This is a genomic window from Robertmurraya massiliosenegalensis JC6 (assembly GCF_000311725.1).
In the GTDB taxonomy this organism is placed as follows: domain Bacteria; phylum Bacillota; class Bacilli; order Bacillales; family Cytobacillaceae; genus Robertmurraya; species Robertmurraya massiliosenegalensis.
Genome location: NZ_HE978515.1, coordinates 130,989 through 146,744 on the forward strand (window position 1 = coordinate 130,989; position 15,756 = coordinate 146,744).

The window sequence follows — 15,756 nt, forward strand, 5'->3', positions numbered from 1 at the left end:
TCTGAATCTTCAGCGAAAAGTTCTTTATTTTAAAAAAGCGTCCCTTTTAAGCTTTGCTTGGACTTCCTGAATGTTTTCTATTTTATTATCCCAGCATTTTTGACTTAAGTCGACTGGATACTCTTCTGGATTTAACGTACGCTTATACTCTTCCCAGAGGAGTGCTAAATTCTCTTCGGCATACTTTTGCATCTCTTGAAGAGATGGAGACTCATAGACAAGCTTTCCGTTTGTAAAAATATCCTGATGCAATTCTTTTGCGATAAAATTTGTGACAAATTTACTTACATAGGTATGAACAGGATGAAACATTTTTAAGGGCTCTTCCTCCTGTGGATTCTCATCATCTAATGCAATATAGTCGCCTTCTGATTTATGATTAATACTATTAATAATCCGATATACTCTCTTTAAGCCCGGTGTTGATACTTTTTCTGGATTGCCACTAATTTTAATCGTATCCTGCATGACACCATTTTCATCTTCGATCGAAGCCAGTTTATAAACTGCACCTAATGCCGCTTGATCATAGGCAGTGATTAATTTAGTACCAATACCCCAAACGCTTATTTTAGCATCCTGTGCTTTTAAGTTCATAATCGTATATTCATCTAAGTCATTAGAAGCAACGATTTTGGCGTGTGGGAATCCAGCGTCATCAAGCATCTTTCGCGCCTCTTTTGAAAGATAAGCTAAGTCACCGCTATCCAAACGAATTCCAACAAAATTAATTTTGTCTCCTAGCTCTTTTGCGACCTTAATCGCCGTTGGAACACCTGAGCGTAAGGTGTCATAGGTGTCAACTAAGAACACACAATCCTTATGTCGGCGTGCGTATTTATGAAAAGCAGTGTATTCATCCTTATAAGCCTGAATTAATGAATGAGCGTGTGTACCAGAAACAGGTATGCCAAATTTTTTTCCGGCTCTTACATTTGAAGTAGAATTAAAACCTCCAATAAACGCAGCTCTCGTCCCCCAAATAGCCGCATCAAGTTCATGGGCTCTTCTTGTTCCAAATTCCATTGCGATTTCATCGCCGACAATATGTTTGATTCGTGAAGCCTTAGTCGCAATCAATGTTTGGTAATTCACAATATTAAGAAGGGCCGTTTCAATTAGTTGGGCTTCAGCTAAAGGGGCTTCAACCCGAATTAATGGTTCGTTTCCAAAAACAACTTCCCCTTCAACAACAGAACGAATATTTCCAGTAAAGCGTACAGTCTTTAAATAGGCTAGAAAGTCCTCTTTGTAGCCGCCCTCTTCTTTTAAATAGGCTAAATCACTTTCTGTAAAGCGAAATTGTTGAATATACTCAATGATCCTTTCAAGCCCAGCGAAAATAGCGTATCCATTTCCAAATGGAAGCTTGCGAAAGTACACCTCAAAAACAGCCTTCCGATTATGAATGCCATCTTCCCAGTAGGTTTCTGCCATATTAATTTGATAAAGATCTGTATGTAAAGTTAAGCTATCATCTTGATAGTGATTACTCATAACCATTGTCCTTCTTTCTTATCCACTTGATTTCATAAAGAGTCATGAAATCGAGTCATTGTAAAAATCTATACTATTTTACCATTTAAACAACCTTTAATGTGATCCAATGCCCAAGTATGCCCGACTTCATTAAAACTAGCGACAGCATTTTCATGAACAGTGATGTTGAATCCCTTATTATAAGCGTCAATAGCTGTATGGAGAACACAAATATCTGTACAAACTCCTACGAGATGTAAATCCGTGATCCCTCTTTCTCTCAGTTTAATTTCAAGATCGGTGCCTGCAAATGCACTATATCTAGTCTTGTCCATCCAATATACATGCTCTTGGTCTTTGTTAGTATTATAAACTTGCTCTAGACGTCCAAATAAGTCGCGGCCACTAGTCCCCTCAAGATTATGCGGTGGGAACAGCTTTGTTTCAGGATGATACATGTCATCTTTCTTATGTAAATCAATTGCAAAAACGACAAAATGACCATCGTTAATAAAATCTGCGGTTACTTTCGAAATTTCACCTTCAATTTTTACACCTGGTTCCCCACATGGTAAAGCTCCTGTTACAAAGTCAACTGTATAATCAATATTTATTAGCGCCTTTTTCAAAGCTCCCCCCACCTCCGATTGTTTTGTAAACCATTTTATCGTATTTACGTATTTTTAACAATCATTCCTCCCTTAAGCGATACGATTTATGATTGACATATATTTCAGTATATTTTATATTTTAATTGTTAACTAAAATTCAACGTAAGTTAACATAAATGAAAGGAGTTTTCATCATGAACAAAGAACGGCTAAAATTAAGATCCATGATTGTTACAGCACTATTTGCTGCAATAATCGGAATTCTAGCTCAGATAACGATTCCACTACCGCTAGTTCCTATCACTGGACAAACGTTAGCGATAGGCCTTGCTGCCACAATCTTAGGAGCGAAATATGGAACTTTATCTGTCCTCTTATATTTAATAATCGGTTCTGCTGGTGTTCCCGTATTCGCTGAATTCTCAGCAGGAATATCTAAACTGATTGGTCCAACTGGTGGGTTTTTAGTTGGATTTATTCCTGCAGCATTTATTATGGGCATCTATATGGAAAAACTCGGGTTTACATTTAAAAATGCCATTATCGCAAATATTATTGGAATGATCATTACATTATTATTTGGAACGTCTTGGTTAAAAATTTCTGCAGAATTGTCATGGACTGCTGCTTTCACAAGTGGCTTTACCCCATTTTTAATTGTTGGAGTGATGAAAGCAGTGCTTGCTTCGTGGATTGGGATTGTTGTTAGAAAACGATTGATTAGGGCAAAACTTCTTTTCGCTTCAAATCCTGATTTGAATCAATCTATCTAGTTTTTTTGAAACCTTTTCCTTGTAACAATCGTAGTAACAGTAAAGTTGCAATTACATCTTTCACCTCTTATACTGAAAGATGTTGCTTTAACATTTTGAGGTGAAGTTATGCTAGAATCCTTGTTTGACTTTATAAGCTTATCGGCTCTTTATACGATGTATGCTGGTTTATTCCTTGTCCTGCTCAATCTTGTGTGGATTTGGAATATTGAATATCAATTTACTGCATCCCATCAAATAGATTCTGAAGGCAGTTTGCTCCCTATCAGTGACTATTACAAAAAGACCAATCGTACCTATAATTATATCGTAATTTGGGTCATGCAATATATTCGCAAAAAAACAAGCTCCCCAGATGAAGACGACAGATATGCTTTTTCTACATGTAAAGCATACTAGTCTACTCATACTGGAGGTTCATATTGATGAAAAATAAATATAAAATGATGATCGTATTGCTGGTTAGTACGTTCTTACTATCTGCTTGTTCGGCACAAGAAGGCAATGGAGATGGTTTCTTTAACACTTTTCTTGTCTCTCCATTTGAAAGTTTAATTCATGGCACTGCCAATCTATTTGGTGGTAATTTCGGCTTATCCATCATTTTTATAACGTTGATTATTCGACTTCTCCTTATGCCCATGATGCTTAAACAAACTAAAAAACAACGGACAATGAAATTAAAAATGGATGTTATGAAACCTGAACTTGAAGTCATTCAAAAAAAACTCAAAGAAACAAAAGAGGCTGGCGAACAGCAAAGGCTTCAACAAGAAATGTTTGCTTTATATAAAAAGCATAATATCAATCCATTATCAATGGGCTGTTTACCAATGTTAATTCAAATGCCGATACTATTAGGGTTCTATTATGCAATACGAGGCTCCGCAGAGATTGCCAGTCATTCTTTTTTATGGTTTAGCCTTGGACAGCCTGATATTTGGTTAACGGCGATTGCAGGTATCGTATACTACTTACAATTTAGAGTATCCCTTTCAAACATGCCCATTGATCAACAAAAGCAAATGAAGTTTATGGGTATACTTTCACCTGTCATGATCGTTTTCGTTTCATTAAATGCTCCCGCTGCACTACCTCTTTATTGGGCAATTGGTGGGTTTTTCTTAATACTACAAACACTGTTAGCAAGATATTTATATAAGAATGAAGACAATATAATGAGCACAAATCAACAATAAATTAAGAGGGTGTCTTTGGCACCCTCTTAATTTATTGCTAAAATGTAGCCCCAAAATGCTAATAGTAGCCCCATTAAATATGTAATCCCTAAATAAAGAACACCTGTAGTTATGCGTTTCTCGTTTAATAGATGAACAGCTTCCACATTCATTGTAGAAAAGGTTGTAAAAGCACCCAGAAATCCAACACCCAAAAATGAGTATGCATGTTCTGGAACTCCTGCAAACAAATAACCAAGAAAAAATGAACCCACAAGATTGACGAATAAGGTCCCGATTGGAAGTTTTGTTCGCTTTATCCTTTTAGCAACATTTCCAATCCAAAATCGACTTATCGCTCCAAAGAATCCCCCAACTGCTACTAATCCCCATCCGATCATTTAGAATCCACCCTCTTTTTTCCGACTCTTAATCCCGCATATGCAAGAAGGAGGCCGCCAATCACACTAATGGTGATGTATAGGAACACAGAAATGATTGCATCATTTTCCATTAAAAACAGCATATCTACGCTAAAGGTCGATAAGGTAGTGAAAGAACCGATCATTCCTGTCCCGATGCCAGCAGCTAACGAAGGATTCGTCTGATAAAGAATATGGGATGTGAACCATCCTAAAAGGAATGCTCCTAGTAAATTTACTGTGACGGTACCGTACGGGAAAGCATTGCCAATAAAGTGGAGCGTTACTAATGAAACGAAATAACGCAATAAACTCCCAATAGCTCCACCAATCCCAACATATAGATAGGCCTTCAATATATACACCTCTAAGTTAAAATAATATACTGTTCATTGTCGCTTTAAAGCAAATTTTCATTCTACATTATCATAATATATTTTAACATCTTCTAGTCTATTTATTTCCCTCATTTCATCATTTGTGAAATTTGCATATACAGTCCTTCGAGCGTTATTTTCATCTGGTTCATAGGCTATGAATAGTTCAATATTTCCTCCATTATCTTTTATATATTGAATCAGATGATACATTTTTTCAAATTCTTCATCTGTGCCTTCAAATTGTTGAGGAATATTAATTAATATACCGATGCTTGCTTCGGTTTCTTTATAATTTTTAATTGGTGGTTCTACCACTAATTCCATTCCTTGACCATAAACACTACTAATATGGTAACGACGTAAGTTTGGAAAAAGTTCCTGGATCATATCCTTAAAATCCATTTCTGCTTGCATTGCCCAAACTTCTTCGGGATACTCATCCGTATAGCTTTGAGTTCCTCTTTCCTCTCCTGCAGAAAATGATATAGTCGGATTTTTCACAGGATGAACCTTTATATGATAGTTTCCCTCTTTAAAATTATAGTGACGTTCCTCGATTTCAAATGATTGATCATACTTCTTCTCTAAATACGCTACGATTTCATGACCAACCGTATATTTTTTCCATGGTAGCCCTGAAAAAGTGACATAAATCAATGTAGCTATAGAAAGCACAATGAAACAGGAGATAAGCAGAACCATTTTCACCAATTTTGACATCCTCAACACCCTTTACCATTATTTACATTTATAGTGTAATTTTACACTATAAATGTAAAATGATGCAATAGCTATTTTTTAAGAATGCTGCGATTTGTAAAGATATCGGTAAACGTGATTTTATGTTTCAAATGAATAAAATCAACCAAAAAAACTGCGATTTATTATATATACGCAGTTTTTTTTGGTGATTTCAATTGTTATTTTTATTATATGTCACTGATGAATTTCCTCAAAATAATTTTTGTAAAATCCACCTACTTTACCACTATTGTCGACAATAAAGTAAAACTCTTCTGTTTCATTTTTAACTTCGTAAGTATGACCAACTGTTAATGCACGATTCACGATATACTTTTCAGCATTTGTATGAACACACTTGACCGTTTTGATTGTTTCTGAATTATTCCATGTTAGATGTCTCATTTTATACTCCTTCACCATTTAATACTACATCATTATAGTGAATTTACTTTGTGTGGCGCAACTCTTTTTGATAATGAAATAGCTTTCTCCGTATTTTCACGATTTTACCTTCATCAAAGGTGAATAGTTCACCTGTAAGTACATTTTTTAATGTTACATATGTTTTTTCACAAATTGTATCAAGTCTTATAAATTCAAGAAATTGATAGCATTTATTTTCGTACACCACTTCGTAATAACCATTTTCAGTAAATACTTTCATGCAGAGTACCTTCTTTCTGAGATGGTGTTACTCCTTTTTACCACCGTTTTGCTTGTATAAAACATTTTTCTCAGAAAGTATTACAATTTACACCCTAGTCTGACAAGTTCTTCCTCCAATTTCTGATAATATCCTTGACTTACTCTCCCTTTTGAGCCTCGAAGAATTTCTGCTGCATAGTGAAGGGGTGGGGCTAACTCCGGTTGTTTATCATATACATAAAAAGTTAAAACGTCTGCCATTCTTCTTTCACCTATTTTCACATCAACAAATGTGGGGCGATACCACCCGAGGTTAAAGCCTTCCCTATCAAAAAGATAGGACAGTCCTTGAAAAGGAATTTCGTACAAAATCCCTTCTGTCACACCACCATCTTCAATAATATCCGCCCGCCCACCATCTTGGGCTGTAAATAGATACTTCATAGAATAGCCTTCCAAGGTACAAGCTCCTACCACTTTTTCAAAAAAATGAGCAACTTTTGCCTTTTCAAATCTTTCGACGTCCATGCAGGAACCGTACGCAAAATAATAAATAGGCTCCGGTTTTTTGTTCAATAGCTGATGTAATTTCCAATCTCCATGAGAGATCCGTTCTTTACACAAACCTTTTTGTTTCTCCACATAGACAAGGCCCGAATACATCCCTTTATCTGTAAAGATTTGAGCTTCCACTCGTTCATATAGATTATCTTCCCTGTTAGCCTCATAATCTTCTAGATTGTCCAATTTTGACAAGGTAGCGAGATCGACCTCATATAATTCTCCATATACTTTCCCTCGTTCAGATCGTTTCATTGCCGGGTACCCGTATCCAGTATCAAATAGTTCTCCATATGTCCATGCTTGTTCGGCAATCGGAACAGCGCTTTCTAATAGAGCGTAATTTTCTTCGTGCTTCCTTAATGTGCCATAAACAAAAACCTTCACTTCAACGCCCTCCTACAATCTCAAGACTTTTCTGATATCTCTATTTTAACTGAAAGATATAGCGTTTGTCTTACATCTGCTCTAGCAATTTACAAATATCTCTATCATTCTTCGTATAAAATTTCGTCCCTGTTTCTTTTTCAGGTTTGAATACGTATAAGAAATTTGCCTTAGTTCATTCACTTTTATCTTCGCAAACTCGGTATGGACAAAATAGTCATAATTCATTTTTTCAGCCCCCTTATACATCGATCATATCTTTACATCGCTTTCTCCACATTGGGTGGAAGGACGAAAAGATCTCCATCTGAGGATTGAATGCATTTCAGACTTGAATATTTTTCGAAAATTTCGTGAAATGGGTTTTCAAAGGGGAGAATATCCTTTACAATGAATAAACATAGATTTACAATCCTTTTACCTGGAGGTATGCACAATGAAGATTATGAGTAATGAAATGTTGGTTGTCTCGTATCGTGATGCATTAAAGTCGGAAAAGGATAAAGAATGGGCGAAGATTTTAAAGGACGAAATTAGAAAGCGTGGATTAAAGCCCTTTAAGGACTAAGTATAATAAGACTCTTTCACAAAGACGATTTTGTATGGATTCTTCACTAACCAAGAAACCACCGTTTAAACTAATAAACGGTGGTTGTTTTTTTCTATTCAAAGATTAATGACTCAGGGTCCTCAATAAGCTCCTTCACTCTCTTAAGGAATGTAACCGCCTCTTTCCCATCAACAATACGATGGTCGTATGATAAGGCAATATACATCATTGGACGATTTTCCATACGTTCATCATCAATTGCCACAGGACGAAGCTTGACAGAATGCATTCCTAATATTCCAACTTGAGGTCCATTTAAGATTGGAGTCGATAATAAGGAACCGAACACTCCCCCATTTGTAATCGTAAAGGTACCTCCCTGTAAGTCATGAAGAGCAAGTTTATTTTGGCGAGCCTTGTCTGCTAGACCTAAAATGTCCTTTTCAATTTCTGCAAAGCTCTTTCTATCTGCATCTCGGACAACTGGTACAACAAGTCCTTCTGGAGCAGAGACGGCAATGCCAATGTCATAGAATTTTTTCAGAACAATTTCATCACCTTGAATTTCGGCATTCAATAATGGTGATTTCTTAAGGGCAGCAACAACCGCTTTCGTGAAGAATGACATAAATCCAAGTTTTACGTCATTTTCTTCTAAAAATTTGTCCTTGCGGCGCTTTCTTAAATGTAATACATTCGTCATGTCAACTTCGTTAAAAGTTGTCAGCATGGCTGCTGTATGTTGCACTTCGACTAGACGATTGGCAATTGTTTGACGTCTGCGGGACATGCGAATTCTTTCTACAGGCTTATGATCAACGGCAAACTCCTGTTTTGGTACTGGCGTTGGTGTAGACGCAGGTGCTGTTTTTTCAACTGACGCTTGGCTTGGATTGAAACTCTGAACATCTTGAGCCCGTACTCGTCCTAATGGATCTGCAGTTGGAATTTCCCTTAAGTCAATCCCTTTCTCCCTAGCCAGTTTTCGCGCAGATGGGGATGCAATCGGACGATCCTTCTTATCCTCTATCTGTTCTGTAGGTTGTTGCTCTTGTTTATTTTCTACCACAGGAGCTTCCTCGACTGGAGCTGGAACTTCGCCTTCCTCTGAGACGATGGCAATCACTTCCCCGACATTGACCGTATCTCCTTCGTTATATTTCATTTCTGTTAATACGCCACTATAGTCAGAGATAATTTCAACATTAACCTTATCTGTTTCTAATTCAACGAGATAATCGCCTTTTTCAATTTTGTCTCCGATCTTTTTTAGCCATCCAGCTACAGTTCCCTCTGTAATTGATTCTGCTAACTCTGGAATACGAATTTCCGCCACCTTAATTTCCTCCTTCTACCGAACGGGTGATTACTTTCTCAATAATACAGGCTTGCTCCATCTTGTGTACATCTGGATCTCCTTCAGCTGGACTTGAACGACGTCTACGACCAACGTAACGTACATCTACACTGCTTCCAGCAATTTCGTTAATACGTGGCTCAACAAATGTCCACGCTCCCATATTTTTCGGCTCTTCTTGGACCCAAACGATTTCCTTTAAATTAGGGAATTTCACAATTATCTCTCGAAGATTTTCCATTGGAAATGGATAAATTTCTTCTACACTTACAACATGTAACCAATCTGTATCTTCAGTTGAATCTAGTTGCTCAAGAACATTGACAATCATTTTCCCAGTTCCCAAAATGACACGTTCAACGCTTTCGACCTTTTCCCCAAAATCTTTGTGCTCAATAACTGAACGAAACTCTCCTTCACTTAGCTCACTTGGACGAGAGGCTACACTTGGATTTCGAAGCAAGCTTTTTGGTGTCATAATGACAAGAGGTCGAACTTCTTCCCTTTTTAACACTGCAGCCTGCCTTCTTAAAATATGAAAATATTGTGCAGCAGATGTTAGGTTCGCTACTGTCCAGTTATTTTCAGCCGCCAATGTTAAAAACCTTTCCATCCGAGCACTTGAATGCTCTGGACCTTGCCCTTCATATCCATGCGGCAACAGGATAACGAGTCCAGATTTTTCGCCCCATTTCGCTCTCCCTGAGGAAATGAATTGGTCGAATATGACTTGGGCAGCATTTGAAAAGTCTCCGAATTGCGCTTCCCATATTACGAGCGTCTCAGGTGCAAATACATTGTACCCGTACTCAAAACCTAACACTGAGCCTTCTGAAAGTGGGCTATTGTATACAGCAAACGACGCTTTTGCATCAGATAATCGGTGCAATGGAGAGAACTTTTCTCCAGTATTTTGATCGTATAAAACGATATTCCGATGAGCAAATGTACCACGTTCAGAATCCTGTCCCGATAAACGAACAGGCGTTCCATCAGCGATAATCGATGAAAAAGCAAGTGTCTCTGCTAAACCCCAATCAACTTTTCCATTATCCTTAAACGCATCAAGACGTCTTTTCAAAATTCGACTCAATTTATTAAATACTTGAAAGCCTTCAGGCCATTGTAAAAGCTCTTCAGTCATTTTCTTAAGCAATTCTTGCGGAACTCCCGTTGCAATCTTCGGTATGCCCTTTTCGACCGTAATAGGAGGTTTAGGATCTCCTTCTTTCTCTTTTTTATCTGGCACCTTTGTATATGCTTCTTGTAATTTTGCCATTACATCTTGATCAAGCTTTTCTATCTCAGTCTGAGAAAGGATGCCTTCCTTAAGTAATTGTTGGGCATATAATTCCTTTACCGTTGGGTGCTGCACAATGAGTTGATACATTAATGGATTCGTTGTCATTGGCTCATCCATTTCATTATGACCAAAGCGACGATAACCGACTAAATCAATGAGAACGTCTTTTTTAAATGTTTTTCGGTATTCACACGCAAATTGAGCAGCTGCTAACACGGCTTCTGGATCATCCGCATTAACATGGAGAATGGGCATTTCATACCCCTTCGCTAAATCACTAGAATATCTCGTTGAACGAGAATCCATTCTTTCCGTCGTGAATCCAATTAAGTTATTTGCGATAAGATGGATCGTCCCGCCTGTACGGTATCCTTTTAAACGGCTTAAATTTAATGTTTCTGCTACAATCCCTTGACCTGGAAATGCTGCGTCTCCATGAACTAGAATGGCTAAAGCTGAACTTAAATCTTCTTTTGGATAACCTTTACTTGTGCGCACATCCTGTGCAGCTCGAGTAAACCCTTCCACAACAGCACCAACAAACTCAAGATGACTTGGGTTATTCGCTAACGTTACTCTTGCTTTCTGCTGATTCTCTTGCGGTAGTTCCCGATTTAATCCAAGATGATACTTTACATCTCCTGTCCAACCGAAATTGATTCCAATGGAACCTTCAGAAGGCACGAGTTCTTTGTTCGGAGCATGTTGAAATTCCGCAAAAATCATTTCGTAAGGTTTACCTAAATTATGTGCAAGGACATTTAAGCGTCCTCTATGAGCCATGCCGATATTAATGGTTGATGCACCGTTTTGAACAGTTTCAGTAATAATTTCGTCAATTAACGGAACTAAAGCATCTAAACCTTCTATAGAAAAGCGTTTTTGACCTACAAATGTTTTGTGTATGAATTTCTCAAATTGTTCAACCTCTGTTAATCGTTGCAGAACTTTTTTCTTTTTATCAGGGGTGAATGATGGGAGCAGACTCCCACTTTCGATTTTATGACGAATCCACATTTTTTCTTGATTATTATTTACATGGCGAATTTCAAATGCGATTTTCCCAGTATAAACCTTTTTCAAGTATTCAATGGCTTCGTATCCATTTTTAATTTCCGTTGGAATATCCGTTGAAATGACATGGGCTGGTATTTCTACTAGATCCTTTTTGGATAACCCGTAATATTCCATTTCAATTAATTCTTTATCAGGTTCTTGATTTTTTAATGGATAAATATCAGCTGCTAAATGTCCATAGCCTCTAACTTTGTCAGCTAGGTTTGCTGCCGCCAATATTTTCTCAATAGAAGTACCAATCTGTGTAACATTAGGAGTGCTACTGATTGTTTCTTCCTCTTTCAAAGTTGGTGGTCCATATTCTGCGAAGTATGCTTTCATTTCTTCGTCCACTGAATCAGGATTTTCTAAATAAGCTTCATACATCTCGATGACATATCCTAAATTCGGCCCGTGAAACCCTTGCCATACTGGTCCTTGACCATCTGATGGCTTCTTCATGTGTAATACCTCCAAAATCTATTAAGAAATTGATCAGCCTATCCTCTATTTTCATTCCGAAAACTCAAATGTTAGAATAATATTATTTTTCAGAGGATATAACGTTTTCAAAGCTATTCTAACACGTTCATGTCAGAACTACAAAGGTTTTAACTGTGTAAACAGTAAAAACTTAATTTAAAAATAACCTATTCCAAGAAAATTTTAACACCTGTTTAAATTAATACATCAATTGGATAAATTTAAGTGCGAAGAGGCAAATTAGGATAGAACATAAATGGAGGAGATGAACTTTTTCGTGAATATTGGTCGTGCAAAGGAAATAGCAGAAAGTGCTGAAGTTCACAACGTCACCTATGATGGGATACCTGTGATCATCCAGCATGTTGATGACGAAACGAAAATGGCGAGAATTTATTCAAAGCAGAATCCTGAACAAGAGCAGGATGTTCCAATTTTAAACTTAATTGAAGAGACGTAATTTTCAATTTTTCATTGACTTTACTGACTATTTGTAGTAAATTTTAGAAAATTAAATCTAATTTCTTATCAAGAGAGGTTGAGGGTCTGGCCCTATGAAACCTCAGCAACCTGCAAGCATTTATTGCAAGGTGCTAATTCCTACAAGTTTTTTCGTAAAACTTGACAGATAAGAAGAATGGCTAAATACGTTATCTAAAAAAGTCTTCTTCTTAAAAGGAGACTTTTTATTTTTTATTTGAGGAGTGTTAACGAATGTATCAACCTGAAACTACATTAGCTCAAATTGGCAATCGCAGTGAAAAAACAACGGGAACTGTCAATCCCCCTATTTATCTCTCAACCGCCTATCGTCATGAAGGGATTGGCCAGTCAACTGGATTTGATTACATCCGTACTGGCAATCCAACACGCCAAATATTGGAGGAAACGATCGCTGAATTAGAAGAAGGCGATGCTGGATTTGCTTGTAGTTCAGGAATGGCAGCGATCTTAACCGTCCTCTCGCTTTTTCAATCAGGAGACGAATGGATTGTTTCAAAGGACTTATATGGTGGAAGCTATCGGATTCTTGAAGAAGGCTTTAAAAAATGGGGTTTAAACGTTACATATGTGAACACAAGTGATGTATTTAACATTTCACAAAGTATTACTGAACGAACAAAAGCGATCTTTATTGAGACACCAACAAATCCATTAATGGAACAGACTGATATAAACGAAGTGGCAAAAGTAGCAAAGGAACACAATCTTTTATTGATTGTTGATAACACTTTCTACACTCCCTACATTCAAAAACCAATTAAAGATGGTGCAGATATTGTCATTCATAGTGCCACAAAGTATTTAGGTGGGCATAATGATGTTCTCGCAGGACTAATCGTTGCAAAAGGGAAAAGTCTTTGTGAGACTCTAGCATTCTATCATAATGGCAATGGTGCCGTTCTTAGTCCGTTTGATTCTTGGTTATTAATGCGCGGGATGAAAACGTTAGCCTTAAGGATGGAGAAGCATGAGCAAAACGCAAAGCAACTTGTCGAGTTTTTATCAGCACATAATGATATTAAAGATGTCCTTTACCCAGGACGTGGTGGGATGATTTCCTTTAGAGTTCAGAACGAGGCATGGGTTAATCCCCTATTAAAAAGTCTCCAATTAATTACCTTTGCTGAAAGCTTAGGTGGAGCAGAAAGCTTTATTACATATCCAGCAACCCAAACCCATGCGGATATTCCTGAAGAGGTCCGGTTTGAAACAGGCGTTGATAATTGTTTATTGCGTTTCTCAGTCGGAATTGAACATGTAACTGATTTAATCAATGACCTAGAGCAAGCATTAGCAAAAGCGAAACAGGAGGTAATATGATGAGTGGTGACTGTTTTTCCTTTGAAACGAGATTGCTCCATAACAAAACAAAATTTGATCCTACAACAGGTGCCGTTAGCGTGCCCATTCAGCATGCTTCCACCTTTCATCAAACTAGCTTTGATACCTACGGAAAATATGATTATGGCAGAAGTCTAAATCCGACTAGAGAAGCACTTGAGGAGCAGCTAGCTGAATTAGAAGGTGGAACCAAAGGATTTGCCTTTGCTTCTGGAATGGCTGCCATTTCAACAGCGTTTCTTCTCTTATCAAAGGGGGATCATGTCGTCATCACCGAAGATGTATATGGGGGCACATACCGTATGGTAACAGAAGTCCTCTCTAGATTTGGGATTGACTATACTTTTGTTGATATGACTGATTTACATGCTGTTCAAAATGCTGTTCAAATGAATACGAAGGTACTTTATGTCGAAACCCCTTCCAATCCAACGTTAAAAGTGACGGACATTACAGCCATTAGTCAAATTGCGAAGAGAAATGGTGCCTATACATTTGTTGATAATACATTCCTCACCCCGGCTTTGCAAAAACCATTAGCTTTAGGAGCAGATGTGGTCCTTCATAGCGCCACCAAATTCCTTTCTGGGCATAGTGATGTCGTAGCAGGAGCCGCTATTGTAAAGGATGAAGACTTAGGGAATCAATTAGCTTTTTTACAAAATTCCTTCGGCGCAGTCCTTGGTGTTCAGGATTGTTGGCTCGTGATGCGAGGATTAAAGACTCTATCCGTTCGATTACAGCAATCTGTACAAAGTGCGATAAAGCTAGCGAACTACTTTCAGCAACACCCATTAGTTAAAAAAGTTTATTATCCTGGTCTTGAAGACCACCCGCAATTTGAATTACAGAACAAACAAGCGAAAAATGCTGGTGCCGTTCTTTCTTTTGAACTTGATTCAGAAGAATTGACAAGGAGATTTGTTGAACATGTGAAAATCCCGGTATTTGCCGTTAGTTTAGGAGCAGTTGAATCGATCCTCTCCTACCCTGCGAAAATGTCTCATGGAGCAATGCCGAAGGAAGAAAGAGAAAAAAGAGGGATTAGCAATAGTCTCTTAAGATTATCGGTCGGCTTGGAAAATCCCGATGATCTCATTGCTGATTTTTCCAACGCCTTACAACATACTTATTCAACTGTCAAATAGAAGGGAGTATTCATATATGAGTTTCTTAGATAAATTAAAAAACCAAATCCTCATTGCTGATGGGGCCATGGGAACCCTTCTATATTCCTACGGAACTGATAGCTGTTTTGAAGAAATTAATCTTTCACACCCAGAAGAAATCAAAAAAATACATCATGCTTATATTGAAGCAGGCTCAGATATCATTCAAACCAATACGTACGCAGCCAATTATTTAAAGCTACAAAGATATGGCTTAGAAGACTCAGTCAAAGAGATTAATAGTGCTGCTGTAAGAATTGCCAAAGAAGCTGCGCAAAAAGATACTTATGTCGTTGGTACTATGGGGGGAAACCGTGGAGTAAATCCGAAAGCAATCTCAATGGAAGAAATTAAAAGAAGCTTTCGTGAACAGCTTTATTGTCTTTTATTAGAAGGTGTAGATGGAATTCTCCTCGAAACTTATTATGATTTGGAAGAACTCGAATCTGTCCTATCGATTGTCAGAAAAGAAACAACACTCCCGATCATTGCCCAAGTGTCCATCCAAGAACCAGGGATTATGCAAAATCAAACACATATTAATGATGCTTTTGTTCGATTAGAAGGATTAGGTGCCGATGTAGTTGGTTTAAATTGTCGCCTCGGTCCTCATCATATGATCAAAAGTTTGGAAGAAATACAAATTCCAGATTCAGCATTTTTATCGGCTTTTCCTAACGCAAGCCTCCCAACTTATACAGATGGGAAATTCCATTATGAAGGCGATGCAGATTATTTCAAGAGTTCCGCAAAAGCATTCCGTGAACAAGGAGTGCGACTACTCGGTGGATGTTGTGGAACCACCCCTGCTCA

18 protein-coding genes and 1 riboswitch are annotated in these 15,756 nt (G+C 37.7%); of the genes, 8 read left to right on the forward strand and 10 right to left on the reverse strand.

Annotation, left to right across the window (positions count from 1 at the left end; genetic code table 11):
• Window positions 1–24: 24 nt before the first annotated feature.
• Both BMSHG_RS16940 and BMSHG_RS16945 read right to left on the reverse strand, forming a co-directional pair.
• A complete protein-coding gene (locus BMSHG_RS16940; protein WP_019155652.1) occupies window positions 25–1,497 on the reverse strand; it encodes a nicotinate phosphoribosyltransferase in 1,473 nt (490 codons plus the stop codon).
• A 68-nt stretch (window positions 1,498–1,565) separates the two neighbouring features.
• The gene (locus BMSHG_RS16945; protein WP_019155653.1) at window positions 1,566–2,108 is read right to left on the reverse strand and encodes a cysteine hydrolase family protein; all 543 of its coding nucleotides are present in this window, start codon (window positions 2,106–2,108) and stop codon (window positions 1,566–1,568) included.
• 176 nt (window positions 2,109–2,284) lie between these two features.
• Here BMSHG_RS16945 and BMSHG_RS16950 point away from each other — a divergent pair, with 176 nt between their 5' ends.
• From BMSHG_RS16950 to yidC, 3 genes are all read left to right on the forward strand, one after another.
• Window positions 2,285–2,863 (forward strand): biotin transporter BioY, encoded by a 579-nt coding sequence (locus tag BMSHG_RS16950; RefSeq protein WP_019155654.1) that lies wholly within the window; start codon window positions 2,285–2,287, stop codon window positions 2,861–2,863.
• Between the two features lie 108 nt (window positions 2,864–2,971).
• Complete coding sequence (locus tag BMSHG_RS16955) at window positions 2,972–3,262, forward strand: hypothetical protein (RefSeq protein ID WP_019155655.1); 291 nt, start codon at window positions 2,972–2,974, stop codon at window positions 3,260–3,262.
• A gap of 26 nt (window positions 3,263–3,288) precedes the next feature.
• Window positions 3,289–4,062: a membrane protein insertase YidC gene (gene yidC / locus BMSHG_RS16960; protein ID WP_019155656.1), complete on the forward strand. Its 774-nt coding sequence runs from the start codon at window positions 3,289–3,291 to the stop codon at window positions 4,060–4,062.
• Window positions 4,063–4,088: 26 nt separating this feature from the next.
• Here yidC and crcB (BMSHG_RS16965) read toward each other — a convergent pair whose 3' ends face one another.
• The 6 genes from crcB (BMSHG_RS16965) to BMSHG_RS16990 form a co-directional block, all read right to left on the reverse strand.
• A complete protein-coding gene (crcB, locus tag BMSHG_RS16965) occupies window positions 4,089–4,442 on the reverse strand; it encodes a fluoride efflux transporter CrcB (protein WP_019155657.1) in 354 nt (117 codons plus the stop codon).
• A complete protein-coding gene (gene crcB, locus BMSHG_RS16970; RefSeq protein WP_019155658.1) occupies window positions 4,439–4,819 on the reverse strand; it encodes a fluoride efflux transporter CrcB in 381 nt (126 codons plus the stop codon). The genes crcB (BMSHG_RS16965) and crcB (BMSHG_RS16970) overlap by 4 nt, the downstream gene beginning before the upstream one ends.
• Before the next feature lie 57 nt (window positions 4,820–4,876).
• Window positions 4,877–5,563: a YfjL-like protein gene (locus BMSHG_RS16975; protein ID WP_019155659.1), complete on the reverse strand. Its 687-nt coding sequence runs from the start codon at window positions 5,561–5,563 to the stop codon at window positions 4,877–4,879.
• Window positions 5,564–5,779: 216 nt separating this feature from the next.
• Entirely contained in the window at window positions 5,780–5,989 is a 210-nt protein-coding gene (locus BMSHG_RS16980) for a DUF6501 family protein (RefSeq protein ID WP_019155660.1), read from the reverse strand.
• Between the two features lie 43 nt (window positions 5,990–6,032).
• Window positions 6,033–6,251, reverse strand: a complete 219-nt coding sequence (locus tag BMSHG_RS16985; RefSeq protein WP_019155661.1) for a hypothetical protein — start codon at window positions 6,249–6,251, stop codon at window positions 6,033–6,035.
• A gap of 80 nt (window positions 6,252–6,331) precedes the next feature.
• On the reverse strand, window positions 6,332–7,180 hold the full coding sequence (locus BMSHG_RS16990) for a gamma-glutamylcyclotransferase (RefSeq protein ID WP_019155662.1): 849 nt from the start codon (window positions 7,178–7,180) through the stop codon (window positions 6,332–6,334).
• A 436-nt stretch (window positions 7,181–7,616) separates the two neighbouring features.
• Between BMSHG_RS16990 and sda the strand changes: the two genes are divergently transcribed.
• Window positions 7,617–7,748 carry a sporulation histidine kinase inhibitor Sda gene (gene sda, locus BMSHG_RS17000; protein ID WP_019155664.1) on the forward strand — a complete coding sequence of 44 codons (132 nt, stop codon included), beginning with the start codon at window positions 7,617–7,619 and terminating at the stop codon, window positions 7,746–7,748.
• A gap of 94 nt (window positions 7,749–7,842) precedes the next feature.
• On the opposite strand, the gene odhB is transcribed toward sda, so the two are convergent.
• Entirely contained in the window at window positions 7,843–9,066 is a 1,224-nt protein-coding gene (gene odhB / locus BMSHG_RS17005; RefSeq protein ID WP_019155665.1) for a 2-oxoglutarate dehydrogenase complex dihydrolipoyllysine-residue succinyltransferase, read from the reverse strand.
• A 1-nt stretch (window position 9,067) separates the two neighbouring features.
• Window positions 9,068–11,908: a 2-oxoglutarate dehydrogenase E1 component gene (locus BMSHG_RS17010; protein ID WP_019155666.1), complete on the reverse strand. Its 2,841-nt coding sequence runs from the start codon at window positions 11,906–11,908 to the stop codon at window positions 9,068–9,070.
• A 298-nt stretch (window positions 11,909–12,206) separates the two neighbouring features.
• Between BMSHG_RS17010 and BMSHG_RS17015 the strand changes: the two genes are divergently transcribed.
• The 4 genes from BMSHG_RS17015 to BMSHG_RS26445 all read left to right on the forward strand — a co-directional run.
• Window positions 12,207–12,389: an H-type small acid-soluble spore protein gene (locus tag BMSHG_RS17015; protein ID WP_026073500.1), complete on the forward strand. Its 183-nt coding sequence runs from the start codon at window positions 12,207–12,209 to the stop codon at window positions 12,387–12,389.
• 62 nt (window positions 12,390–12,451) lie between these two features.
• Window positions 12,452–12,564: riboswitch (SAM riboswitch) on the forward strand.
• A gap of 79 nt (window positions 12,565–12,643) precedes the next feature.
• On the forward strand, window positions 12,644–13,753 hold the full coding sequence (locus tag BMSHG_RS17020) for a methionine biosynthesis PLP-dependent protein (RefSeq protein WP_019155668.1): 1,110 nt from the start codon (window positions 12,644–12,646) through the stop codon (window positions 13,751–13,753).
• Window positions 13,753–14,922, forward strand: a complete 1,170-nt coding sequence (gene metC, locus BMSHG_RS17025; protein WP_019155669.1) for a cystathionine beta-lyase — start codon at window positions 13,753–13,755, stop codon at window positions 14,920–14,922. Before BMSHG_RS17020 ends, metC begins: the two co-directional genes overlap by 1 nt.
• A 16-nt stretch (window positions 14,923–14,938) precedes the next feature.
• Window positions 14,939–15,756 (forward strand): homocysteine S-methyltransferase family protein (locus BMSHG_RS26445; RefSeq protein WP_173391075.1); only part of this gene is annotated, 818 nt, incomplete at its 3' end.

Excerpts from the sequence above, each read along its gene's own strand:
- BMSHG_RS16940 (WP_019155652.1), bottom strand. The coding sequence starts at position 1,497 with ATGAGTAATCACTATCAAGATGATAGCTTAACTTTACATACAGATCTT.
- metC (WP_019155669.1), top strand. The coding sequence starts at position 13,753 with ATGAGTGGTGACTGTTTTTCCTTTGAAACGAGATTGCTCCATAACAAA.
- BMSHG_RS16985 (WP_019155661.1), bottom strand. The coding sequence starts at position 6,251 with ATGAAAGTATTTACTGAAAATGGTTATTACGAAGTGGTGTACGAAAAT.
- BMSHG_RS17010 (WP_019155666.1), bottom strand. The coding sequence starts at position 11,908 with ATGAAGAAGCCATCAGATGGTCAAGGACCAGTATGGCAAGGGTTTCAC.
- BMSHG_RS16980 (WP_019155660.1), bottom strand. The coding sequence starts at position 5,989 with ATGAGACATCTAACATGGAATAATTCAGAAACAATCAAAACGGTCAAG.
- crcB (WP_019155657.1), bottom strand. The coding sequence starts at position 4,442 with ATGATCGGATGGGGATTAGTAGCAGTTGGGGGATTCTTTGGAGCGATA.
- yidC (WP_019155656.1), top strand. The coding sequence starts at position 3,289 with ATGAAAAATAAATATAAAATGATGATCGTATTGCTGGTTAGTACGTTC.
- sda (WP_019155664.1), top strand. The coding sequence starts at position 7,617 with ATGAAGATTATGAGTAATGAAATGTTGGTTGTCTCGTATCGTGATGCA.
- BMSHG_RS16975 (WP_019155659.1), bottom strand. The coding sequence starts at position 5,563 with ATGTCAAAATTGGTGAAAATGGTTCTGCTTATCTCCTGTTTCATTGTG.
- BMSHG_RS17020 (WP_019155668.1), top strand. The coding sequence starts at position 12,644 with ATGTATCAACCTGAAACTACATTAGCTCAAATTGGCAATCGCAGTGAA.
- BMSHG_RS16950 (WP_019155654.1), top strand. The coding sequence starts at position 2,285 with ATGAACAAAGAACGGCTAAAATTAAGATCCATGATTGTTACAGCACTA.
- BMSHG_RS16955 (WP_019155655.1), top strand. The coding sequence starts at position 2,972 with ATGCTAGAATCCTTGTTTGACTTTATAAGCTTATCGGCTCTTTATACG.